Raw genomic sequence first — 255 nt, 5'->3', positions numbered from 1 at the left:
TTGCAAAACCGTCTGCATCATTATCACAAACTTCTAAAGCACTTGGGTCTGTTATTTGTGGTGTTGGATTTACTATTAAAACCAAGTCTACAAACGTTGCACAGTCTGTTGAGATTGTTGCACTTTCCACGCGTACATAAATAACCTGTGTATTTGCTACAATGTTATTATAGGGACTAACTAATGGGTTTACGTTATTTGTCGCGTCACTTGAGGTTTCGTGATAAGTTACCGTTAATCCTGGTGCGCCTCCTG

General features: G+C 39.6%; 1 protein-coding gene. It reads right to left on the bottom strand.

Annotated features, from left to right (window positions below; translation table 11 throughout):
• The coding region (locus V6251_RS15580; protein ID WP_341589035.1) for a hypothetical protein at positions 1 to 255 on the bottom strand (255 nt) is incomplete at both ends.

Source organism: Olleya sp. Ti.3.14 (assembly GCF_038154885.1).
Lineage (GTDB): Bacteria > Bacteroidota > Bacteroidia > Flavobacteriales > Flavobacteriaceae > Olleya.
Note: the sequence above shows the minus strand (reverse complement) of the source record. Positions and strands in the feature narration are given on the sequence as shown.